29 protein-coding genes and 1 pseudogene are annotated in these 23,016 nt (G+C 35.5%); 3 read left to right on the top strand and 27 right to left on the bottom strand.

From position 1 onward, the window contains the following. Window positions 1-11 precede the first annotated feature (11 nt). The 15 genes from ACQKN3_RS03440 to ACQKN3_RS03370 all read right to left on the bottom strand — a co-directional run bounded on the left by ACQKN3_RS03440 (window position 12) and on the right by ACQKN3_RS03370 (window position 9,985). Window positions 12-488: a helix-hairpin-helix domain-containing protein gene (locus tag ACQKN3_RS03440; protein ID WP_427709389.1), complete on the bottom strand. Its 477-nt coding sequence runs from the start codon at window positions 486-488 to the stop codon at window positions 12-14. Between the two features lie 87 nt (window positions 489-575). Beyond that, a complete protein-coding gene (locus tag ACQKN3_RS03435) occupies window positions 576-1,349 on the bottom strand; it encodes a class I SAM-dependent methyltransferase (protein WP_427709387.1) in 774 nt (257 codons plus the stop codon). Window positions 1,350-1,462: 113 nt separating this feature from the next. Next, complete coding sequence (locus ACQKN3_RS03430) at window positions 1,463-1,960, bottom strand: GNAT family N-acetyltransferase (protein ID WP_427709385.1); 498 nt, start codon at window positions 1,958-1,960, stop codon at window positions 1,463-1,465. A 195-nt stretch (window positions 1,961-2,155) separates the two neighbouring features. Further along, entirely contained in the window at window positions 2,156-2,290 is a 135-nt protein-coding gene (locus tag ACQKN3_RS03425; protein WP_427709384.1) for a hypothetical protein, read from the bottom strand. Window positions 2,291-2,670: 380 nt separating this feature from the next. Next, a complete protein-coding gene (locus ACQKN3_RS03420) occupies window positions 2,671-3,123 on the bottom strand; it encodes an SRPBCC family protein (protein WP_427709382.1) in 453 nt (150 codons plus the stop codon). Window positions 3,124-3,205: 82 nt separating this feature from the next. Further along, window positions 3,206-3,400, bottom strand: coding sequence for a hypothetical protein (locus ACQKN3_RS03415; RefSeq protein WP_427709380.1), 195 nt, complete (start codon window positions 3,398-3,400; stop codon window positions 3,206-3,208). A 271-nt stretch (window positions 3,401-3,671) separates the two neighbouring features. Beyond that, on the bottom strand, window positions 3,672-4,130 hold the full coding sequence (locus ACQKN3_RS03410; protein ID WP_427709378.1) for a GNAT family N-acetyltransferase: 459 nt from the start codon (window positions 4,128-4,130) through the stop codon (window positions 3,672-3,674). A gap of 338 nt (window positions 4,131-4,468) precedes the next feature. Further along, window positions 4,469-4,786: a hypothetical protein gene (locus tag ACQKN3_RS03405; RefSeq protein WP_427709376.1), complete on the bottom strand. Its 318-nt coding sequence runs from the start codon at window positions 4,784-4,786 to the stop codon at window positions 4,469-4,471. Window positions 4,787-5,020: 234 nt separating this feature from the next. Next, on the bottom strand, window positions 5,021-5,683 hold the full coding sequence (locus ACQKN3_RS03400) for a hypothetical protein (RefSeq protein WP_427709374.1): 663 nt from the start codon (window positions 5,681-5,683) through the stop codon (window positions 5,021-5,023). A 103-nt stretch (window positions 5,684-5,786) separates the two neighbouring features. Further along, window positions 5,787-6,473 carry a DUF3600 domain-containing protein gene (locus ACQKN3_RS03395; protein WP_251687352.1) on the bottom strand — a complete coding sequence of 229 codons (687 nt, stop codon included), beginning with the start codon at window positions 6,471-6,473 and terminating at the stop codon, window positions 5,787-5,789. After that, window positions 6,457-6,990: a sigma-70 family RNA polymerase sigma factor gene (locus tag ACQKN3_RS03390; RefSeq protein WP_251687350.1), complete on the bottom strand. Its 534-nt coding sequence runs from the start codon at window positions 6,988-6,990 to the stop codon at window positions 6,457-6,459. The genes ACQKN3_RS03395 and ACQKN3_RS03390 overlap by 17 nt, the downstream gene beginning before the upstream one ends. Before the next feature lie 170 nt (window positions 6,991-7,160). Continuing rightward, on the bottom strand, window positions 7,161-7,595 hold the full coding sequence (locus ACQKN3_RS03385) for a DMT family transporter (protein ID WP_251690002.1): 435 nt from the start codon (window positions 7,593-7,595) through the stop codon (window positions 7,161-7,163). A gap of 67 nt (window positions 7,596-7,662) precedes the next feature. Continuing rightward, a complete protein-coding gene (locus tag ACQKN3_RS03380) occupies window positions 7,663-8,130 on the bottom strand; it encodes a DinB family protein (protein ID WP_427709371.1) in 468 nt (155 codons plus the stop codon). A gap of 90 nt (window positions 8,131-8,220) precedes the next feature. After that, on the bottom strand, window positions 8,221-9,420 hold the full coding sequence (gene dpaL, locus ACQKN3_RS03375) for a diaminopropionate ammonia-lyase (protein WP_427709369.1): 1,200 nt from the start codon (window positions 9,418-9,420) through the stop codon (window positions 8,221-8,223). 31 nt (window positions 9,421-9,451) lie between these two features. Continuing rightward, window positions 9,452-9,985: a helicase gene (locus ACQKN3_RS03370; RefSeq protein ID WP_427709367.1), complete on the bottom strand. Its 534-nt coding sequence runs from the start codon at window positions 9,983-9,985 to the stop codon at window positions 9,452-9,454. A 189-nt stretch (window positions 9,986-10,174) separates the two neighbouring features. On the opposite strand from ACQKN3_RS03370, the gene ACQKN3_RS03365 reads away from it, so the two are divergent. Then, window positions 10,175-10,822: a DUF421 domain-containing protein gene (locus tag ACQKN3_RS03365; protein ID WP_427709365.1), complete on the top strand. Its 648-nt coding sequence runs from the start codon at window positions 10,175-10,177 to the stop codon at window positions 10,820-10,822. A 94-nt stretch (window positions 10,823-10,916) separates the two neighbouring features. Here ACQKN3_RS03365 and ACQKN3_RS03360 read toward each other — a convergent pair whose 3' ends face one another. The 10 genes from ACQKN3_RS03360 to ACQKN3_RS03315 form a co-directional block, all read right to left on the bottom strand. Beyond that, entirely contained in the window at window positions 10,917-11,447 is a 531-nt protein-coding gene (locus ACQKN3_RS03360) for a D-glycero-alpha-D-manno-heptose-1,7-bisphosphate 7-phosphatase (protein WP_251687340.1), read from the bottom strand. A 166-nt stretch (window positions 11,448-11,613) separates the two neighbouring features. After that, the gene (locus ACQKN3_RS03355; RefSeq protein ID WP_251687338.1) at window positions 11,614-12,090 is read right to left on the bottom strand and encodes a CarD family transcriptional regulator; all 477 of its coding nucleotides are present in this window, start codon (window positions 12,088-12,090) and stop codon (window positions 11,614-11,616) included. Window positions 12,091-12,352: 262 nt separating this feature from the next. Further along, complete coding sequence (locus tag ACQKN3_RS03350; RefSeq protein WP_427709363.1) at window positions 12,353-13,297, bottom strand: alpha/beta hydrolase; 945 nt, start codon at window positions 13,295-13,297, stop codon at window positions 12,353-12,355. Window positions 13,298-13,347: 50 nt separating this feature from the next. Then, entirely contained in the window at window positions 13,348-14,994 is a 1,647-nt protein-coding gene (locus ACQKN3_RS03345; RefSeq protein ID WP_427709361.1) for a flavin-containing monooxygenase, read from the bottom strand. Between the two features lie 740 nt (window positions 14,995-15,734). Next, the gene (locus ACQKN3_RS03340) at window positions 15,735-16,652 is read right to left on the bottom strand and encodes a phosphotransferase (RefSeq protein WP_427709359.1); all 918 of its coding nucleotides are present in this window, start codon (window positions 16,650-16,652) and stop codon (window positions 15,735-15,737) included. Between the two features lie 89 nt (window positions 16,653-16,741). Then, entirely contained in the window at window positions 16,742-17,227 is a 486-nt protein-coding gene (locus tag ACQKN3_RS03335) for an HIT family protein (protein WP_427711574.1), read from the bottom strand. A 44-nt stretch (window positions 17,228-17,271) separates the two neighbouring features. Beyond that, window positions 17,272-17,739: a GNAT family N-acetyltransferase gene (locus ACQKN3_RS03330; RefSeq protein ID WP_427709357.1), complete on the bottom strand. Its 468-nt coding sequence runs from the start codon at window positions 17,737-17,739 to the stop codon at window positions 17,272-17,274. 145 nt (window positions 17,740-17,884) lie between these two features. Further along, complete coding sequence (locus tag ACQKN3_RS03325; RefSeq protein ID WP_427709355.1) at window positions 17,885-18,433, bottom strand: hypothetical protein; 549 nt, start codon at window positions 18,431-18,433, stop codon at window positions 17,885-17,887. Between the two features lie 189 nt (window positions 18,434-18,622). Beyond that, a complete protein-coding gene (locus ACQKN3_RS03320) occupies window positions 18,623-19,876 on the bottom strand; it encodes a DUF4179 domain-containing protein (RefSeq protein ID WP_427709353.1) in 1,254 nt (417 codons plus the stop codon). Then, a complete protein-coding gene (locus tag ACQKN3_RS03315) occupies window positions 19,873-20,370 on the bottom strand; it encodes a sigma-70 family RNA polymerase sigma factor (RefSeq protein ID WP_427709351.1) in 498 nt (165 codons plus the stop codon). The genes ACQKN3_RS03320 and ACQKN3_RS03315 overlap by 4 nt, the downstream gene beginning before the upstream one ends. Window positions 20,371-20,586: 216 nt before the next feature. Here ACQKN3_RS03315 and ACQKN3_RS03310 point away from each other — a divergent pair, with 216 nt between their 5' ends. After that, a complete protein-coding gene (locus ACQKN3_RS03310) occupies window positions 20,587-20,817 on the top strand; it encodes a hypothetical protein (RefSeq protein ID WP_251687326.1) in 231 nt (76 codons plus the stop codon). Between the two features lie 54 nt (window positions 20,818-20,871). Here ACQKN3_RS03310 and ACQKN3_RS03305 read toward each other — a convergent pair. Further along, window positions 20,872-21,216, bottom strand: a pseudogene (locus ACQKN3_RS03305) (phosphoribulokinase); the annotation flags it as partial. A 147-nt stretch (window positions 21,217-21,363) separates the two neighbouring features. Here ACQKN3_RS03305 and ACQKN3_RS03300 point away from each other — a divergent pair. Beyond that, window positions 21,364-21,531 carry an aspartyl-phosphate phosphatase Spo0E family protein gene (locus ACQKN3_RS03300; protein WP_251687323.1) on the top strand — a complete coding sequence of 56 codons (168 nt, stop codon included), beginning with the start codon at window positions 21,364-21,366 and terminating at the stop codon, window positions 21,529-21,531. A 203-nt stretch (window positions 21,532-21,734) separates the two neighbouring features. On the opposite strand, the gene ACQKN3_RS03295 is transcribed toward ACQKN3_RS03300, so the two are convergent. Further along, complete coding sequence (locus tag ACQKN3_RS03295; RefSeq protein ID WP_427709349.1) at window positions 21,735-22,934, bottom strand: MFS transporter; 1,200 nt, start codon at window positions 22,932-22,934, stop codon at window positions 21,735-21,737. Window positions 22,935-23,016 lie beyond the last annotated feature (82 nt).

Below are 23,016 nucleotides of genomic sequence, written 5' to 3'. Positions count from 1 at the left end.
TTAATCTTACTCTATTTGCTTTTATCTTTCTTATCATGCCAAGATGTCGCTGGTCTTGAAACAGGGTATCCATTTTTCTCCCGATATTGTTTCCGTTCATCCGTAAAATGCCACCAACTTTTTTCGCTGCCTGAATGGTTAGCATGATGTACGATACATCTTAACGAATCCTCTACACACGGGTCTTCCCAATAACCGAAGTGTTCCTCCAATCGATTAGTTAATTCAGCACCATTTTCGTTTTTCAAGTCCTCTAAAGAATAAAAACCTAATTCAGTAACCCATTGAGCCAACTTTGGTCCAATCGAAGGGATAGTTTGGAATTGAGCTAGTGCGCGAAGGTATTTAGCACGTTCGGAAGTTGATTGTAAACATGCAGTTAATTGTGGTATGTCCATAAGTGCGATCTCATTCAATTTCACTTTGCACTTTCTTAAATTTATTCTTTCTTCAGATGTTAAAGGAAGCTTTGGAGAGGACTTTTTCATCTATATTCACCTAACTTATACTTAATTTATATTTCAATTAGTTATTTACTTACTTCTTCAATATAAAACAAAGGCAAGGCGAACTACTTATTTAATTCCGACTACACGAATCCTTTTATAATCTGCCACCCAAATGCCTTCACGATACAAAACATCCTTTAAGTTCATTTCTACATTAGCGATTATGTGATCTTGTATTTGTTGGGGAATTCCATAAAATAACATACTGCCAAACATTTCAATCCAATTTTTTAAACCATTTTCACCATCTAAAGGCGTTGGTCGATCATATAGTTGAGCAAAAGTCACGTGGAATCCTGCCTCTTCCATCAGCTTTGAGTACTCTGCAATACTCGGATAATACCAGGGAAATTGTGCTTCTTTAAATTCGTAGCCTGCATTTTTTATTTGTTGAATAATTTCATCTGTAATTGTTTGTACATTGCCTTTCCCTCCAAATTCAGCAACCATTCTGCCGCCTTGTTTTAAGCTTTCATAAATACATTGCACAGCTTCTTTCGGCGGGTGCACCCAATGGAGTGTTGCGTTTGAAAATACCGCATTAAATTCATTTTGATAGGTTAATTTGGTAGCATCTTGAACTGTAAATGGAATCTGCGGGTATTTACTTGTCGCTAGTTTCACCATATTTTCAGATTTGTCGACACCTACCACTTCCACGCCACCCTCAAATAAAGTATTTGCTAAATCTCCTGTTCCACAACCAAGATCCAGTATTCGCTCTCCTTCCTTTGGAGCTAACAATTCCACCAAACTATTGCCATATTTTGAAACAAACGAGTGCTTACCATCGTATAAACTAGCATTCCATTGATGTTCTGTAACTTTTGAAGTACCCATATTATTCACTCAATTCTGTATAAATTTGTTAGTTCCATTATAATGGAAAATGCTGATATTGAATAACCGAAAATAAAAAGAGGATTTCACATTACATTGAAATCCCCCCATAATTAATCCATATTCTCTTGCAGTTTGACCATGTTATACCAGCTAACACCGCCATGCTGTGATTCAGAAATGCCGTGGTTTACAAAGCCGAGTTTTTCATAAAAAGAAACCAATTCCTGTTTACATGTTAACGTAATTCCTTGTCGTTCATTTTCTTTTACCAACTGCTCCATTTTATTGATTAAGATTCGAGCAATTCCTTGATTTCTCGCCTCTTTAGAAACTGCTACTCCTAATATACTTTGGTAGCCGCCTTTTTTTGGATTTTCATTAATTTCTTCAAAAAGGTCATCCGTTATGTATAGTTGAGGGATTACAGGACCGTTAATATAACCTACGATCTTTTCATCCTTTTCAGCGACTATAAATGTATCGGCAATCAGCTGAATTCTTTCCACAAATGCTTCCCTTGTAGCAGCCTCTTCTTTTGTAAAGCCTTCATTTTCAATGACAACCAGCTCTTCTAAATCTGTTTTTTGCACATTTCTTAATGTAATCATGTTATTCCTAACTCCTTTATATAGCCAATTACTTGTTTTCTAATTTACTTTCAAGTGCCTCAACTCGTTTTTCTAATGAATACAACTCGATTTTTAATGCTGTATCACTTTTGTTTGTTGATTTTAATGACTTAAATAATCTGTTAAAACTCCAATAAGCGATTAAAAAGCTTCCTATGATTATGAATAACGCAATTAAAGTCCCGATTCAAGATCGATAGCCCATTGTTGGAAATCGCTATCGCTATATTTCCTTTTATCCTTTTCCGATAACGTGTTCAAGTCAGAGGTATCGCTAAAGTGAAACGTTCCAACTAATAGAATTTCCATATAAATCCTCCCTCTATTCAACGTTTATTACTAATTATTCACTTCTTTAATAGAAGACTTTTTCTTGTTAACCTCTTGCTTAATAAAAATAAAATCAGATTATAAATGCTGAAACAAACCATTGCAAAGATAGCCTCTCTCGTCAAACTAATTGGTTCATAACCGCTATGGTAATTAATATGTACTTCATTCCCTTTATAGATGAACCAAATAGCAATAGATATGAGACAATATAAAACAATTAAGAAAATATAGTGACCGTAAAATATGATTTTGTTATGTGAAGAACCGAATCTTGCGGTATATAAAAAAAGACCCCCATAAACTAACATTATGATCATAATTTGAGAGACTGCCATTTATACCCTCCTAATAATTCATTAATTATTTTCTGCAAGCTTCTTCAATTCTGCTGATCGTTTTTTAATGAAACTTTCCATATATCTGTACAAAAACAATTTGTCAGCGATACTTCCTAATGGACCAAATGGCGACTTATATTCAAATATATCGATCATTAAAGTGCAGTCTTTTTCTTCTACAAATTTATGAGTATGGGTAAATGATTTAAATACGCCTTTCACCATTATGTCCACAAATATAGTTGGTTGTTGCATATGTATAACCTTTGCCGTCAGTTTTTGTTTAATTCCGAAGTGAGTAGCTTCCCAAGTAACGGAGTCACCTGCATTTAATAAGCCATTTGTTACCCCACCAACAGCCTTTTCGTTCGTTTTCGCAGTCGTCTTTATATGAATGTCGACGTTTCTGGCAAGGTCAAAACATACTTGTATAGGTGCATTTACAAACTGCTTGTGGATAATAATCGGCATCGAAACTCTCCTTAAAAAACTTATCAATTTTTGCTCCGCTATTCCTTTACAATGAATTTCTGTGAGGCATCGTACAATTAATTTACTGAACAACTATATTCCCAACAAATTGAGCATTACCTTTGTCTGTTTCAATGTCGACAACGAGTATATACTTTCCTTTTTCTGTAGGTAAATTAAAGGTTTGATTCACTATAAAATATTCTAATTCTATTTTGTTTTCATTTTGCAAAACAGAAACCTTTATTTTATTCGGATCAAAAGTTCCGTTTTCCATATTTAACGCGACCAATTCCCTAGGTTCAAAGTAAATAATATTTTGCTTTTCCGCTTATTTTCTACTATACTTTTCCACAGTAATTTGAATGATATAAAGAATCAACAGGCCAATTGTCATCCAGAACGAAAAGAATAAGGCATCGCGCCACTTAGTTTCCTGGAATGCTTCGTAATTATATAATCGAATAAAAAATGACAATATAAAAATGATGAGCAGTAAAAAAGCATCCTTTTGTGTTTAATTATTTTCACTCCTCTTATTGCAAACTTCAATCTGATAAAAATTTTTTCTCAAAATAGGTTAAGGATAAATGTTCATTTACTTGGACTTCTTTCGTAACCTGAAAACCATTTTTCTTATATAGAGTAATCGCTGGGGTATTTTTAGACCCAGTTGCGACTATGATTGTCTTTATATCGAACTGACCTTCAATAAAAGTTAACAGTTTCTGTGCGATTCCTTTTCGGAAATGGTCCGGATGAACGATTAATCTATGTATATCAACTTCATGATCACTAACTTTCACCGATATGGCCGCACAAAGTTCTTCTTTTATATAGTAGCCAAAGAAAGTTTCTCCGCATTGTTGTAGAGTATTTACTGTATCTTTCAATGGCGGGATATCCTCATAATCGATGACTTCGGCTTCTACTTTATAAGATGGTATTTGTATCTTTAAGAGTTTTTCCGCATTTTTTGTATTTCGAATGTCAAATTTCTTTATCATGAAACCGCCTCCCTCAACCATCTTAAACTTTCCACTATTTTTCCAACCGTAATGTTTCCAGTTACCTGCCTACCAAAGAAACAAGCGATTGTTAACTCTTCAGTAAAATCACGCTCAGTAAATGATTAGAAGTGTGATAAACCCTATTCTTTGTATATTTTTCCCACTTGTTTCTGAAACTTTACCTCGCTCTTTCCCTATGATTAAGCTGCCAATAATGAAATTAATCCTACTTAGAATTAACGGTAAAACAGCTACTGAAAGCTGTACTCATATCCCCCTTGTCAACCTAAAATTAAACATGACAGAACTAACTATGGGAAGTTAACTACAGGTTGTCATTTGCCCCATGGCTGTTCACCATATTTTTTAAGCATAACGATCTCTCCATTTTTATTATTTAATCTGTTATAAGTATACTTAATTTTGTATTCATTAGTTTTATCTAACTCTATCTTCATATAGAAATCCCTCGATAACGATAATTCATAACCGTCAAGTAACAAATAATGTTCACCATTTTTTTCAATAATATTTTGTTCTTCGAGTTGATAGTTACCATCGACAATTACATTAAGAACAGATGTAAAACCAAATATATATAATGCACCAAAAGTAATTAAGATAAAGCTTATGAATAATTTACCTTTACTCATGCATCCGCCTCCAGTCTTATTAATTTATACGAGTTAACAAACGCTAAAGTTTCAAAATTTTCCCTTTCCATTTGAATCTCTAAGGGCTCCTCCTCATTCATAGTTATTAATATTTTTTCGCTACTAACCTACCAAAGTTTTAAGATAAAATTCACAGATACTTTTACACTAATAAAATAGCGCTGATCCTAATTTAGGATCGCGCACGTATAGTGGTTTTTAATGAAATTTTTCTTATAAATCTAATTCATTAACAATAGAAGTTACGAATGTTTTTAAAGGATTCGGGATAGATCTGCCTGTCTTTGCTTCAACAAGCTGTGCTGCATCCGCCATTGATAATTGAGCAACGGAAATTATTTTATCATCATCAACAAGTTTTTCTAACATCCTTGCTACTTCCTGATTGTATTCTTTTTTACGTCCTTTCATGATTAAATCAAACGTATTGTTTAGAATAATAACCTCGATGTTTATCGATTTTTTTTTAGTAGCTGCATAGAGTTTAAGTCGTTCAATTGTCCCTTCAACGGTTGCCGGATTTGTAAAAAGTACAGTCTGGGGTTGCTGAATATTACAGATGAAATCAAAGAATGATTCATCCAATTTAATAATTGGCACTGATATGGAAAGTTGATCTTCCTGTAAAATGGCAATATAGTTTGTACAAGTAATTAAAATTGCATCAATATTCGATTGGGCAATCCATTCTATCTGTTCTTTTACTTTTAGCTGCGCATCTGCTTCATGGAAATTCTGATCTGAAGTTAATCGATCCATTAAACCTGGATCAACAAAATGGACTAAATCGATGTTATATGGAGCAAGTGCATTTTCTATGTATTCAATATTTGTATAATGGGCGTGTAGACAACCTAGTCTTTTTTTCAATTTCATTCCACCTGTAATTTATTTCTAATTATTCTATCAGTTTGTGAATACAGATGTCTATTTAAATAAAAAACGAAATCAGCTTGAATATTCCAAGCTGATTTCGCCATTAATTCCCCATTTGTTTTTCATTCACATAATCCAAAACGGCACGGGCCTTTAGAAATTCTTCTTGTGCACCTTCAGGAACCATCTCAATTGCGGGCGGTGATGAAACACCTAATTTTGCCATAACAGTTTCAAAGGTTAATAACGCCTGAATATATTGCTCATATTCTTCCGCTGTTAAAATCTCTTTACTGGATGGTTGATTGTTTAATTTATCAAAGTAAGGTTGGATTTCATAAATGGCCGCTTTAATTTCCGCCAGTTTTTCTTCAGACACATTAGAATAATCGATATTTCCGTTTTTATCGCCAAATTCCAGTTTTGCATCTGTAATGACATAGAGGATTTCTTTAAACTGTTCGAATTGTTCTTTTCCCAAGTCACCTTTTGCCTGGGACAATTTTGCATCAAACAATAAATAGCTTTTAATTGTAATATTTGCTATATGTTTTTTTACATTATCAAACGATCCGTATAAATCATCTGCAAGTAACGACTGATAAGCAAATGCTCCTGTTGGAACCATTAAACAGGCAGCCATGATTGTAATCGCTATACGCTTTTTTACAAAACGTTTCACTTTTCCGCCCATTTCTGATTTAGCTTCCTGAATCCCTTTCTTACTTCTTTCATGAAGCTGAAACGGGATTTCGATATTCTCTATATCCTGTTTAAAATGATTCCCCATAGTTCTCTACCTCCTTTAAATTTTGACGAAGTTTATTCAGAGCACGATATAAGGTGGATTTTGCTGTTCCAAGCGGGATTTCAAGAATTTCTGATATTTCCTTTAACGTACGGTCATTATAATACTTTAGTAAAATCACGCTTTTCTCATCTTCCTGCAAAATATCCATTAGTTCCCGTAAGGATAAAGACATTGCAATATCTTCAACTCCTTCTCCTGTATGTACTTCAAACTGAGGTATTAGTTGAACTACTTTTTTATTTTTATTTATTACGTTCAAGGCACAATTGATCGTAATTTTCATAAGCCATGTCTTGAAATATTCCGGTTTATTTAAAGTGCTAATATTTTTGAATGACTGATACGCTACTTCTTGTACAACATCCAAAGCATCATTTTTATTTTTTACATAGACATAGGCCATTCGATAAATATCAGCTTCATATTGTTGGAAAAGCTCTAAATATGCTTTGTCATTTCCTTTTTGAGCTTTTTTTACTAAGCGTTTAATATTCATCGCAATTCCTCCCTTCATTTTCGTTTTACATTTATTAGACATACGAGAAGGACATTTGGCTTTGAAATTTTAAAATTATTTTTTCTACCTTTCAATTTTAATTCTTTTCATGAAAAAAGACGGTTTCTTATTAGGAAAGCGTCTTTTGGGTTAAAAACTATTTATCTCAACTATGCTTTATTAAACAAATAAATCCCGGCAAACATTAACGCAAGGGCAATGAATTTAGCCAAATTCATTGGATAGGTAACCCCACCAAAAAGGCCAAAATGGTCAATAATCGCTCCGACAAAAATCTGACCAATGATAACCGCCATAAAGGTTGCAGCTACTCCGATTAAATTTACAGAATAGATATTTATGACAATAAAGAATGCGCCTAATAATCCTCCAATTAATTGCCATTTGGGAACAGTAAATACATTTAAAAAATTACCCTTTCCGAAAAAGAATGCTAAAAAGAACAATGCAAGCGCGCCTACCATGAAAGAAACGGTGGCGCTTTCCAGTACGCCTACTTTCTTACTAAATAAGGCATTGATTTGACTTTGTATCGCAACGGCCGAACCGCCGACCAACGCTAAAAAAGCAATTATCAATTTCATCATCAACAGTTCTTCCAATTTGAATACCACGAAACAATGTAATATTAATTTATTAAGCTAGTCTGATTTAGATAGTAGAATTCATTTGATTTATATGATGTAGATCATGTTCCATTAAGCCTTTTAAGTACTCGTAAAACGTTAACCTAGAGTGGTTAATCTGTATTGGAACCAACCAGTCATCTTCAGGAATTTGCTTTATCTGACTTAATAATTCTTGCCGTATGTGAATACATTTTTCCAATGTATTTTCTACATCTTCTGTTCTGGATTGTAAAGAAGATTGGTTATTTAGCTCATCGATACCCGGAGCTTTCGGAAAGTGTTCGTCTGAAAATAGATATGGAATTCTTTGCTGTAACACAAATTCATCCCAAGGGTAAAAGTGTCCAACTATTTCTATAATGGACCATTTCCCTTCCCCAATCGGTTTTCTTAATAAATTTTCATCTATAGATTTCAAACTATGTATAAAAGTTATGAAGCTTTGATGATGTGCTACTATTTCTGATTTTTCCTTCAGCAGATGAACCACCTCGATTTAGTTATTCGTTACTAAACACGAAAACACCTACATAAAAGGTTCACATTCCAGAATAAAAATACGAAACGCAAACCATTTCCTTTAAATTGAGTATGCACCATCCCAGACTACTTTCTTAAAATGCGCCGCGTCCGTATCTCCTTCTGTACTGAAGAACAAAATTTTCGAATCCGGATTAATCCTTAACTGTTTCTTTAAATCCACGTATTCGCTGCTTTTTAGTATTTCATTAACTGCACCTATCCCAACAGCACCCGACTCACCTGAAATAACTTGAGGGTCGCCTTTTAATGGGGCTGCTAATATTCTCATACCCTGCGCCGCAATCTTATCTGGACATGAAAGGAACGCATCGGCATAGTCATTTAAAATTTGCCATCCTAATGTGCTTGGTTCGCCGCATGCTAGACCGGCCATGATCGTATCCAAATCACCTTTGACGTAATGCAGCTTCCCATCATTTGCTTTGGCCGTTTGGAAAATACAGTCCGCTTTATCCGGTTCCACAATAACGGTAATCGGGCGGTCCTCCCCGTAAACATTGGCAAAGAAACCTTGAACGGTAGCTGCCATTGAACCAACACCAGCCTGAATGAATACATGCGTCGGCTTTTCGTCCAACTCTTTCAGCTGTTCATAAGCTTCCGACACCATCGTAATATACCCCTGCATTATTTTCTTAGGGATTTCTTCATAGTGTTCCCATGCCGTATCTTGCACGAGCACCCAATGATTTCCCTCTGCATCTTCAGCCGCTAAGCGAACGGTATCGTCATAATTCAGCTCCGTAATGGAAGCATCCGCACCTTCAGATTTTATATGGTTTAATCTTTCCACTGATGAACCTTTGGGCATATAGACAACCGATTTTTGCTTCAGCTGATTTGCCGTCCATGCGACTCCCCTACCGTGATTGCCGTCTGTAGCTGTGATAAACGTAATTTCTCCTAATGCTTCTCTTACTTCTGAGGAAACAAGCATGTCATATGTAAGCTCAGCCGGATGAATATTTAATCTTTCCGCAAGATACTGTCCGATTGCATACGAACCTCCTAAAGCTTTAAATGCATTTAAACCGAAACGGTAAGATTCATCTTTCACGAAAATCTTACTGACATTCCATTCCTTTGACAAATTGTCCAATACAGCTAAAGGTGTAGGTTTATATTGCGGGAAGCTTCTATGAAAAGCGGAAACTTTTTTGGCAACGTCCGCATTCAGAAAATCAATATCAAACTTCTTTTCCTTTTTCCGATCAAATTTTACTAATTTTAATTTCACTGACCTCGTTTCCTATTTTACCTGCTTCGATTTAATTATCTTTGTTGGATTTAAAGATAAACCGGTTATCAGGATTCCACACATGCAAGTTGTCAGCTACATATCCGCGCAGCCATAATACGCCATCAACTTTTCTAACATAAAATCCTTTTGGAAAACTCTCTTCATCACTTATTAATTCTGATGCGATTGTGACAGATCCAGAAGGTGCCTCATTTTTTTGTGAAAGATTACCTGAATCCCCCTCAGCTTGGTCTACATATTCCAGTCTTAAGTAAGGTCCTAGCTCAGGTGGACATAACTGTAAGCCAAGTTCGTTCGCTTGTTTAAAGATTTCAGGTAATGTTGCGCCATTCGGAAAACCAAGGTCCCTAACAGATAGTTCAACTATTTCCACGCTATATGTTGTTTCGGTAGTAGTAAACCGATCATCAAATAATAATTTCTCACCATATTGGTTCAGTGAAATAGACGATTGTTGCAGTTTTTGAATAAGGTCGTCTTTCGACAGCCCTCCTACCTCAATTGTTTTTGTAATAACAGGACAATCAGGGTATATTCGCATTTTTTCCCTCCTCAATGTTTCGAGTGAATATCTTTGTTACAAATCTTGCTATTAAACCCCTACTAATCATTTCTATTAATCTCATTAATACTCCTTCATCCCTTTTAAAACAGTGAATCCTAGTGATTTATGACCAGCTTAAATTGGTAGGCTTCAGGGTATTCAAAGGTTAATAGGAGAGTGAAATAAATGATTACAGCTATTACTATTAAAATTATTGCAGGGTTTATCGCACTTATGGTTGTTATCCGCTTTATCGGAAAAAAAGAACTTAGTGAAGTCACCCCATTCGATTTTGTGTTTATCGTTATTCTCGGTGGAACACTGGAAGAAGGAGTATACGATGAAAAAGTGAATATATGGCATGTCCTTTATACGATTGGATTATGGACCGCTCTCTATCTTTTAACCGATTTTCTGGTCAGGAAATTTGAAAGGCTGCGTCCGATTATTAAAGGAGAACCATCTTTTCTCGTAAATAATGGGAGATTGGATATTAAAGAATTAGCGAAAAATAAAATGGAATCCGAACAACTACGTTCCTTGCTGCGGATGCAAGGAGTTTTTTCAATTAGTGAAGTAAAATATGCTCTTCTGGAGCCTGGTGGACAAATTAGCGTATTGAAAAAGGAGTCACCCGAGGAAGAAACAGGTGATGTGTTAACTCACTTGATTATCGATGAAGGGCAGATTGAAGAAAGAATTTTGGCACAAATCGGGAAAGATAAGAAATGGATCATTCATCAATTAAAAGAAGAAGGCTATGAGGATATTAAGAAAATATATTATGCGGAATGGTCTGAGGAAAATGGACTTTATGTTCAGATTTATGATTAATTGTTAGCGGTTGAAAAATGGCTACTTCAACTGCTACAAAGAGAAACGACATTAAAATATAACCCACAAAGGTACTCCTTTGTGGGTTATATTTCTAATCATTATTTATATCGCGAATAATCCATTGTGCTGCTTCTTTTAAATTGGGTAACACTGCATCTGCTAAAGGATCACTATCACCAATATAAACGGTTTTTGTCCCTGCTTTTTTACCTGCCTGAATATCTGTATCCGTATCACCAACCATATAGGATTGCTCAAGATCTATTTTGTATTTTTCACCTAAATCTAAAATCATCTTGCTATTTGGCTTTCTGCATTCACACCCAGACTTTGGTTTATGCGGACAATAGGCAACTTCATGAATCGTTGCTCCCTTTTTCTTCAGTTGAGCAACCATATGGTCATGAACTTTCTGTAACTGCTTTTCTTTCATATAACCTAAACCGATTCCGCCTTGATTCGTTACGACAAACACATAATCAAAATAGTCATTTAAACTTTTGATGGCTTCTTCTGCTCCAGGTAAGAAATAAAATTGTTTCGGTTCATTTACAAATTTCACCCGCTTAGTCAGCACTTCATTAATTACGCCATCTCGATCTAAAAACACTGCTCTTTTCAATCCATCAACACCTTTAATTTTTAATCTTACTTTTAGTATGTTAAAAATTATCGGCTTTAAGCAATCTTATTTCGAGTATTCAATAATTCTCTTAATGAAATCCATCAACTATAAAAGGCACAATTCTTTATAAGAATCGCACCCTTTTAGAAGTCTTAAATTATCTTTAGCCGAAACTTTTAATTTGATTTTCAGTAATCCCTTTAATTAATCCCAGCTCACTAATCAAAAATTGATGCGCGCTATTTAACATTTCTTTTTCACTTGTATTTAGTGCTTTTTCTTCTTTCATACGCATTAAATCACGTACTACTTCAGCACATTCTAGTATTTTACCCGTTTTTACTTTATCCGTGTTCACTTTATACCTTTGTCTCCACGGCAATAATTCATCAGATTCCCCATGCTGAAAAATGTGAATGATGTGTTTCAAATCAATTATATCAGTAACAGGACGTATACTTGAACTCAATATTTTATCCTTCGGGATTGTGATTTGCACATTACCGATCGACATTTTTATGACATAACACTGTTGTTTTTCACCTGATATTTCCTTTTCTTCTACGGCTTTAATTATACCTGTTCCGTGCATTGGATATATAATGTTTTCACCAATTTGAAACAAATAACCCACCTCCATGTATGGCGACCATAAGGTAACCTATTTAACCTTAACACGTTTATGGATTTTTAACAAATTTTTAATAATATCATAAATATTATTAAACTGTCAAATGATTTTAATTTGTTATTTAAAAAAGCAAAAACAATAGGAATCGTGTCGGATTATCAATAATGTGGAGGTCCGTTTTGATATTTAAAGATGAAAAGGATGATATTTTAAGCTGAAAAAGTAAAATAAGTGCTGGACTCGCAAGGAGCCCAGCACCAACTTATAGTTTTTATAAAACTTTTTCTTCCTTTGTGAATGCACGTTTTAACGCTTCTGCCGCTTGGTTAACGGCTTGCATTCCTTGTTCTAAAGTACCTGGCATCCAGAAAAATCCATGAATCATTCCATTATAGCGAGTTGTTTCTACTTGTACTCCCGCTTCTTTCAGACGTTGAGCATAGGCCTCTCCCTCATCACGTAATGGATCAAATTCCGCTGTTATGACCAGTGCAGGAGGTAAGCTACTTAATTCCGCTGCGAGTAGTGGTGAAGCGTACGGATTTTTCCCGTCCTCTGCATCACGTAAGTAATGATTCCAAAACCAGACCATACTATCTTTCGTTAACAGATAGCCATCTGCATTGTCGCTATAAGACACTGTTTCATAAGAATGGTTTGTAACAGGATAGATTAACAATTGGTACGCTAATTTAAATTCATTGTTATCACGGGCCATTAAAGCAACGACCGCTGCCAGATTGCCGCCCGCACTATCGCCACCAACCGCTACACTGCTAGGGTCTACCTGAATGGATGGACCATTTTCAACTACCCATTTTGCCGCAGCGTATGCATCATCTGCAGCCGCTGGAAATTTATTCTCTGGTGCTAATCGGTAATCCACAGATACGACAACACAGTTCGCACGATTGGTTAACAGTCGGCATGGAACATCGACAGTATCAAGATCTCCAATTACCCAGCCACCTCCGTGGTAAAAAACGAGGGCTGGAAAAGGTCCCTCCCCCTTAGGTGTATAAATACGAACAGGAATTTCACCATCTGGCCCAGGAATTGTACGATTCTCCACCTTGCCTACAGTTTCAGGATTTCCTGCTAATGCACTGAAATCCGATGTTAACCTAGCTTCCTCTGGGCTAAGGGAACTCATCGGCGGTGCGCCCGTTGCCCCCATTTGTTCTAAAAGAAACTTCGCTTGAGAATCAAGTGCCATATTTATAATTCCTCCTAATAGAATAATCAATTTTATTTATAAATACCGTTTTAAATCACTTTGTTTGCTTTCCCAGTAACTAAAGTAAATCCATCGTAACCATTAAGTACTACATCATCGCAGATTTTACGGTATTCATTATATCCGCCTACATAGATTTGGAAGCCTTTTGCCTTCCCTTCAATATTTGCACCTGTATACCAAGATTCTGTCTTCGTATAAAGTGTTGAATCTGCCAGCTCTCTACAATGTTGACTCCATTTTTCCTCTGACTCTACTTTTGCTTCTAATACTTCTATCTCATTGTTCTGAAGATATTCGATACAATCCATTACCCACTCCACATGTTGTTCAATAGCTGCTGGCATATTTCCTAATACAGAAGGACTTTCAGGACCAGTAAGCATAAATAGATTTGGAAATCCTGCTGTCGTTAAACCAAGATATGTTTTCGTCTTGGCACCATTCCCCCATTTTTCTTTTAATGCCACATTATCACGGCCTCTGATGTCAATTTTAAACAATGACCCTGTCATTCCATCAAAGCCAGTAGCAAACACGATTACATCTAATTCATACTCACCCTCTTCTGTACGAATACCATTCGATGTAATTTCTTCAATTGGTGCTTTCTTTACATCTACTAAAAGTACATTTTCACGGTTGTATGTTTCAAAGTAGTCTGTATCAATAATTGCTCGCTTTGTACCGTAATAATGATCTGGTAATAGTTTTTCGGCTGTTTCCGTGTCCTTAACAATCTCACGAATTTTCGAGCGTACAAATTCAGCAACGAGCAAGTTTCCTTCTTCATTTATAAGGAGGTCATTATATGCGGACAAAACAGCCCATCCTCCCTTTTCCCATGCCGCTTCCAGTACTTCACGGCGTTGTTCAGGCGTATGATCTAATACGGAATTTTCACCATATTTAAATGCCATACCCCCTACGGAATTACGCATTAGCTCTCTCATGCTATGATAGTTTTCTTTTGATTTTTGCAGAAACTCTTCCGTATAAGGATGGTTTTTTGCCGGAACACTATATTGCGGTGTACGTTGGAAAACCGTCAGATGTTTTGCCTCTTTCGCAATAACCGGAATCGACTGAATGCCACTTGAACCAGTTCCGACCACACCGACTCGTTTCCCTTTGAAATCTACCTTTTCATGTGGCCAGTGACCAGTATGATACAGCTCACCTTCATAGTTATCCATTCCTTTAATATTTGGTATGTTAGCTGTCGATATACAACCTACACCTGTGATGAAGTATTTAGCTGATACTTGGTCACCTTGGTCGGTTTGTATGTTCCATCTATTAGTTTCTTCATCAAAGCTTGCTGAGGTAACACGAGTCCTAAATTGAATATCAGGACGTAGGTCAAACTTATCCGCCACGAAATTTAAGTACTTTAATATTTCAGGCTGCTCAGGGAATCGTGAAGACCAGGACCATTCTTTATAAAGCTCCTCCGAGAAAGTATAGTTATAGCAGATACTTTCTGAGTCACAACGTGCCCCCGGATATCGATTCCAGTACCATGTACCACCAACACCTTCACCCGTCTCGTACACTCTTGTAGATAACCCTGCCTCCCTTAACCGGTAGAGCATGTACAATCCTGAAAAGCCTGCCCCAATAACGACCGCATCAACATGAACAATTTCTCCTTGATGTTCATTAGTGATTCTCATCTGTTACCTCCTTCAATTATGAACAGAACTATTGACAAGAATAGTAATTCTTGATTACTATCTCTACTATTTAATCTATGAGTACGGTTATATGCTTAGACCTAATAATATTATTTATTTAATAATATTTAACTGTAGTAACTTCCTTAATTAGTCGCTTTGTGCAGGTGAAATTCCTATACTGTTGACGATAATCTAATTAGACTATCGCAAAGGAGTAAAAATAAAATGCTAATATTTTTTTATGTTAGGGCAATCCAATATGGCAGGACGCGAATTCTTATATGAGGTAAACACATCAAATACGGCCAAACAATAATCGTGATATTCATACCTTAGAAATCACATCTTTAGGAATAGAAGAATTCAAAAAATTATGGACAAATAAGAAGCTAAATCTGAATATGTAAACTTACAATTCGCAGAAATTTCGATAAAAATAAATTATAAGAATTTATTTAATTACAAATTGATCAAATTGAAACCAGGATTTCTTCTCGATGAATACCTGGCTAACAATAAACAATTACCTGATCAATCTGTTTTTTTTCGTAGCATGAACGAAAACTCTCGTCTCACCATCTAGTAAATTTAAATTGGTTTAAAGAATTGAAGCTAGACATGTAAAACAAGGAATAATCAGGTGTTCTAATTTGTTTAACCTTTCAAAAACTTTTCTTTGCTTTTTACAGACGACCTCCTAACGGTAAGAAGTGCTAGGTAGTTTTGCCAAGTTTCCTTTAGAGTCTATAGTTAGCACTATCTATCATGAAATGAATTAAGCTATTAAATAACTCTTGCTGAGAAGGTTTTTGCCAATCCTCCTCATACTCAGCCATTAACCACATGCCTTCATCTAAAAAGACATGCTGTTTGGCCTTTTCCCAATATCTTTTTTCTTCATCGGAAATGTCCATATACTCCCTATATCCTGTTAAGAATAATTTCCATTCATTTGTTGTAAAAACCCGATCCGGTGCTTCTTCATGTTCATTATGAAAAAGAAGTAATGCAAGTGCCAGATCAAATATTTTTGGTATCCAGGCCGCATTATCTGGATCAATTAAATATGGATCGGGGGTTAATATTAAATTATTCGCTTTAAAATCATGAGGCGTTGCAACATGTGGTAAATTAGCACGGTAAAGCTCCTGTTGATTTGCAACACTTTCCAGCAACTTTATTTTTAGGGCTGGATCAATCTTTAATCCGGCTTTTTTTGCATGTTGAATAATTGCCTCCATACTCTCTTCAACTTCTTCTTCATTAAAATCATAGACATCGTAGCCAAGAAGGTTATAATCATTTGAAGCAGGTGAATAGCTGTGAATCTGTCCTAACAATTTACCAGCTTCATAAATTTCATTGTCTTTGCCTGAATATTTCTGACCTTCTATAAATGGATAAACTACAAAATTTGTATCTTCGTATTTTTGCGGATTATCAATTTTCAACTTTACTGGCGTTACAACATTTATCCCCTTACCCTTTAGCATATTAGTATAAGACATTACACTTGCTGCTCTTTTTTGCGTACGTTTTACAACAACATCCTGTTCACCGTATTTCACTCGGTATACTGGCGAATATGGGTAAATGCTTGCAGGCTCTTCTTCCACTCCAAATCCAAACATATTTAAGATTTCGGTTCCTTTCATTACTTTAACCACCTTGTATTTATAAGTTTAACTAATTCTGAATCGCGTCAGATTTTTATGTATCCAAGAAAGCAATTGATTATCAAAGATCAATTATTTAAATCTTTTTTTAATAAGTCGATTGCTGTCATTACTTCCTCTATATTTTTAGAATCATTCATATGGTTGCGGGCGTGAAGCAGCGTCGGTCTAACGGACTCGACTGAGCGGCCAAACTTATACATCCACTCATATCTTGGAACCATCCAAGTATGGAAATGGTGAGTAGTATCTTCATTATAAAAGTAATAAACGTTCTCGATATTTAATACTTCTCTTTGAGCTTGTCTTATTCTTGTTAAAGCCTGAATATAATCTAATTTTTCCTCTTCAGTTAATTCATCAAAAGACTTGATATGTCTTTTAGAAGCTAATATGATTAACCCCTTGATTGGATAAGCTACATCTTGATGAGCGTGGAAATATTTCGTTTCAAATACAACCCCGCCATCCGGTTCTATCAAACCACTTGTTAATGCACAGCTTAAACATTCAACTTCAACAATTTTTCCATTTGATAATGTTATTTTCTTTATACAATAACCCCCTTTATTGATACCAAAGTTTAAAATTAAATGTATTAAGACTTTTCATAGAAAACTATCGTTATCTTCTCATTTATTATTTTGGATTTACCCGTTTTTTTATAACCTAACTTTTCATAGAGGTAACAAAGCCCTTCTTCTTGCATAATGGTGTCCAACTCCCATAATCTTGCGTCATGATATATTTCCTCTATTATTGCAAAGACTTTTTGAGCAATTCCTTTTCCTTGATGCTCTGGCAAAATAAATATAGGGCTGACACGATAAGATTTATTACTCATTTTTACAACTCTAATACCACCAATAGTATCCTCTAGATATTCAATTAAATAATAATCTGTGAATGGTTGCTTGAATCGAGTAATAACTTTCTCTAAAGATTCATTAGCTGGGTTAGTATCGTAGTCCTGATATTTTTCAAGTAAAGGCATAAATGCTTTCACTTGAATCTCATGAAGCTTAGCTGCATCATCTAAAGTTGCTTTAATCAATGAAATCCCCATAGACCCTCCTTTATAAAACCTCAATTCATATTAACATATTTATCCATATCTAAATCAACCCTATACAGCCTATTTGTTTAGATCCTGATAATATCTCTAGGCCTTCACATTAGTTCCCTATATAAAAATAAGCGCTGATTCTAGTTTAGAATCGCGCCTCATTCATTTCCTTCTTATTCGAAAATCCTGTAAAGATAAAACACAAAATAAACGCAACTGTTGTGACCACAATACCCATCACTATCCCAATTGCTCTCATAAGTGTATCATCACCTGGATAGGAAGGCTCAAGTGTAACTAACATATAAATCAAAATAAGAGACAGTATCAAATAAAAACTACTCCCGACTGCTGCCATTTTCAAACAGTTACTCCTCGTACCTTGCCAAGCTTTGTTAATTATTATCCATAAAAAGATACTTCCAATTACAGCGAGTACCATCACAAACAAATATACATATGGAATTAAGAAATAACTCAACACATAAATAAGAAGAGCAGTTGAAAAAAATAGGATGCCATTCATAATAAACAGAAACATTCCAGCCAGCCAATAAATTTGAAACCATCCAGCATTTTTCAAATTAAATATTAGAATATGATCTTCTCCAAATAAGTTGATTAGTGGTGTTTTAAGGAATGTTAAAAAGAATACGCCAATAAGGCCCATAAATAAGAGTAAAGTTAAAGACATAGCCTACCCCCTAATTGTAAGTCTTTTGCTTGTACAGTAAATAAAATTAGAGTATTTCTTAAAATACCACCTCATTTATAATAATTTAACGACATAAATGGAATAAAGTTCCTAAAACAGACAGTAAAAGAAGCATCGTTTCCTGAAGAAATCGATGCTTCTTTTAACTAAATAAACTGCGATATTTCGTTATTGAGTCAAATCTATTTTGAGCTCAACGTCCGTTGCTATCGGGTTATCAATGTAGTTGATCCAAAGTTTTGCTCTGCCATTGTATGGCTCATAGTACTCTCTATAATTAAAGCCTTCGTGGGCAGACGTAAAGTAACTGCTTCCTTCAGATTCAAGTGATTTACCATCCTCTTTTTCAGCAGGAAACAAGTGTTGGCGGTCGTGGTCGTCTTTGACTGGTACATTTAAATATACATCGTTGCCGACAACTTTAATATCCCAGTCAATAAAGTCTGGTTTGAAAAGTACTTCCTTTGTTTTGAAATCAACTTCGATATAATCTTCACCTGTTGGAATAGCTTGTAGTTCTCCGATTCTGACGATGAGTTCATCTGAATCATAGAAGTAGTTGCTTTGTAAGTAAAACGTGTACTTACCTTCTCTGAACGAACCACTACCAACTAAACCGTTGCGTATAAGTTCACGTTTACTACCATTTTTAAGCTCAAGCGAAATGTTATCGAGTGCGACGATTTGCATCGTATTCGTTGGATCTGGCTTTACTTCGATATGGATGCGTAGTGGTGTCCGAATAATTTTATTGATTACTAGGCTTTGACCTTGTGCTGTAATGCTCGTATTCGGTTCTACTACTTTTGCTTTGGCAATCGGCTTTTCTAGTGAGAATGGGATCGAGATCGTTTGTTTATCACCATCCCTCATTTCAAATTCGATACGGAAATTAGGGTTTGTCGTATCAAGCGGTTGGTCGAGCGTCATTTCAAGCAAATGATTACTGTGCGCAACCGGCTCGTTTAGGTCGTCCATCGTCCCGTAAGTTACGCTGTTTTCAAGCAGTTGGTCGCCTTGGTATATGTTCACGGAATAGTTATGATGATCACTTTTTTCCGACGGGTAATCAAAATCATACATGAGCATAATACCGTACTCATCGATAATTGCGCCTTGAAGTGTAATCGTAACATCCTTGTCTTGGACAAGGATGCCCAGCTCCTCGTAGTATTCATTGGCGATGGCATCTTTTATCCCTTCATTTTCCTGTATAAGCTCGACGATAACACTTAGGCCAGGGATTTTAGCGGCATAGCTGGCAATCGTAGGTGAGACACGGACCGTTAGCAAAAAACTTAGGAAGATGATTGCCACTGTAGCGATTCCCTGCCACTGCTTCTTTCGACGCCGTTCTTTTTTTAGTTTCGTCAATGCATCAATACGTCCTTGGCGTAGCTTATCTTTTGGAATATCAATCATAGCCAATCCTCCTTTTGTCCAGCGGCTTTACGCAGTTTTTTTAAAATGGCGTGCAGTCGTGATTTAACGGTGCCTTCTGGAATGTTTTGCAGTTCGGCAATTTCACTGTTTTTCAGCTGTTGGAAATATTTTGCGTAAACTAACTGTTGTTCTGTGAGCGTAAGTAAGTTTAGAAGACGACTGATGTCTGAATAAACCGGGGCTTCACTATGTCTGATTTCACCAATTTCCACGGTTTGGATCCGTTTTTTCAGCATATCGTTACAGCAGTTGATGAGAACACGTACGAGCCAAGTACGCGCAAATTCAGGCTGTTTAATGGTGTGCATTTTTTTCAGTGCCTTATAAGTCATTTCTTGCATTGCGTCAAGTGCGTCCTGCTCATTTTTCAAGTATGTATAGGCAATCGGGTAAAGCACTTCCTCGTCTTGTTCAATCAGTTCCATGATTGCTTGTTGGTCCCCAGCCGCAGCTTTTTCGAGTATGTCTTCCAACGTGTGCCACCTCCTTATTTATTAGACTGTAAAAAATCTGAGTTCGTTCGAACGGAGTAAAATAATTTTGGGGAAGTTAAAAAGTGTTGAATAGGTTAGATTTTATCTTTAACTATAAATAAGTACTTGTAAAAATAAAGAAAGGTCAGCGGAGTTTACATTTATGAAGTAGGCACACCCACTTTTTCAAAAGCATAAAGTACATAGAAAGGGTTGATGACAATGCCACCATGGCAACATAAGGTTAGTTACTTAATAGGACAACCAATTGGTATATCTTTCGTAAATGGTCAAGGGACATCTGGGGTACTTTGTGGTGTATCAAACGGAAAGTTACTTGTTGTTGAATACCTGTATCAAACACAGTTCGCAATGAAACAGTATGAATTTTCAATGATTGCGGATATTTCTGGTTTTCCCCCTTGTAATCAACAACGCTTATTTTAACAATCAATGGGTACAAAATTACAGCTCAATTTGGGCTGTTTTTTCTTCAATATCTTAATTTTCTAAAGAACCATTTAAATTAAAATCAAACGTATTTACTTCAACAATACTAGTTTCCTTAGTACTTTTAATAATAATGTCGAAATTTTTACTGTATGGATGCATAAACACTTCGTACTGTATTCGTCGTTCATTGTGAGATTGCATTAAATAATTGGTATCCATTCCTCTTTCCTCTATATCTCGACCTAATCTTCTCTCAAGCTCCAAATCATCATTTGTATAAAAATAAATTAAGAGATCAAATAGTTCGGGCTTTGCAAAAGCAACACTCATACCTTCTACAATGGTTAATTTGTTTTGTGATGAGAGGATTTCACTTTTTAAATAATGTGTATCCCCTAACATCTACTTTCTAATTTTTATTTGGAAAATTTTTTCATACTTAAGGTTTAATTTTTCGCTTAATTGTGTATTTACATAATATATGTTTTTTGTAAATTAATGTATCTAATAAATAATATTAAAAATGAGGAGAGATTTCTAATGCCAAATGTTTTAAATAAAATAAAAACTCAACAAAATGTTGAAGCACTTAGATCTGCAATGATAAAGTCCGGTACTGAAAATGGTCTAAATCATCCTACCACTATAAAATTAAGTCAGAACTTGGATAAGTTGCTAAATGAATATACTTTAACTTTCAGCAATTAACTCCCGAATTATGTTTTAGGAGATAAAAAAATTAGCCAAAAAGACACGAATGCTGTAATAACTACAATGTTCGTCTCTTTTTGGCGGGATCTATAATTTATTAATTCTTCCTTCTTTTTTAAACCTCAGTAGTTCTTTATCTTATACCACTTAAGAGTCCTTAAACGAATAAAGACACATTTCTTATAAAGAAATGTGCCCTATCATTCCCTCTCATTTCCGAATTCGTAACGTTTATATTTAAACATTGTTATAGTTCCGAGAATAGGTCCTATCGCTAGTATTATAAATGCCCATTCCCAACCAATCATTCTCTGAATAACAGGGATCAGATTTATCGAAAATATAGTAACTAAGAAACCGATACACATTTGAAAAGTAAGCGCTGTTCCTACATACTCCTCTTCGGCTATTTCTGATACAGCTGCAGAAAATTGAGCGGAATCAGAAATAACGGATATCCCCCAAACAATCGAAATTAATAACGTTAACAATATAAAATGACCAAATGTAAAACCGATTATGATCGAACAACTAGCACTGATTAACATTGAAATCATTGTTAAATTTGCTCTTCCGATTTTATCTGAGATTATTCCACCAATCACACAACCAATACCACCTGCAATCCCAATCGAAATAAAAGATGACAGTCCAATGACCCAATGTGGAATTTCTGGTGAATAGGTTGAAAAACTAGCAGTCATAAATACAGGAAGCCATGTCCACATCGCATACAATTCCCACATATGGCCGAAGTAACCGTAGTTCGCAAGCATTACTGGTTTATTCTTCATCACCTTTTTTAATACTTTTAAAGAGAAGGGCAATTTTTTGGTTTTCACTGGGGCATCTTCTAGAATAAACAAAATAACCAAGGCTGATAATAAAGCCAATACTGAGCTACAAATAAGTACGAATTTCCAACTTAATGAAGAAAAGAATATTACAATAAAATGGGGTAACGATGATCCTAAAGTTAATGCGGCAATTAAGATTCCGATCGCCAATCCGCGTTTTCTTGGAAACCATTCTGATAACATTTTGACAGCGATTGGGTATATACCAGCGAGTGTTATTCCAGTTAATATCCTTAGTAGAATTCCGATAAAACTAGAATCGGTAAAAATTATTAAGGCATTTAATATTGCACCTAGAAATGCAGAAATTGCAAAAACCTTTCGAGCATTGAAACGGTCAGCAATCCCAAAGTAAGCACTAAATAATGCACCTATTACAAAACCAATAGGCACAGAAGCCGAAAGCCAGGCCTCTGAATTGGGGCTGAGATTCCAGATGTCCATTAGATCTGGTGCAATAACTGACGCACTATACCATAAGCTTAAAGCACACAATTCTGATAATCCAATCCACATTAATGCTCTCCAAGAACCTTGAATCATCATATCCCTCCAAGTAAAATAGAAAAACGCGCTCCTATCCCCTCTTTTAGCCTTCAACTCATCCTAATCGTCTTCATTTTAC

Source organism: Solibacillus sp. NPDC093137 (assembly GCF_050280445.1).
Classification (GTDB): Bacteria; Bacillota; Bacilli; order Bacillales_A; family Planococcaceae; genus Solibacillus; species Solibacillus isronensis_B.
The sequence above is the reverse complement of the archived record's forward strand: the minus strand, read 5'-3'. Positions and strand labels throughout refer to the sequence as shown.